This window comes from Paenibacillus sp. GbtcB18, assembly GCF_019091125.1.
In the GTDB taxonomy this organism is placed as follows: Bacteria; Bacillota; Bacilli; order Paenibacillales; family NBRC-103111; genus Paenibacillus_F; species Paenibacillus_F chitinolyticus.
The window spans coordinates 1-242 of the sequence record NZ_JAGXJX010000758.1; the positions used below are offsets into that span (position 1 = coordinate 1).

The 242-nt window shown below is 49.2% G+C and carries 1 pseudogene; it reads left to right on the top strand.

Annotation, left to right across the window (positions count from 1 at the left end):
* Positions 1-40 precede the first annotated feature (40 nt).
* A pseudogene (locus KVT34_RS30955) lies at positions 41-242 on the top strand (cysteine--tRNA ligase); the annotation flags it as partial.

Consider the following 242-nt stretch of genomic DNA (forward strand, 5'->3'; position numbering starts at 1 on the left):
ATAGAAGGAGAGGAGATCCAGAATGGGGGGGGTAGGGAGCATGACACTCAGGATGTTTTATACGGAGACAAGAGAAAAAGAAGAATTTAAACCCCTTGGACCGGGCAAGGTGAAAATGTATGTGTGCGGCCCGACCGTATATAACTATATCCATATCGGCAACGGACGCCGGGCGAGTTTCTTCTATGTCGAACGCCGCTATGTAACCTATGTGGGTGTCGATGGCACCATGGTGTTGAACT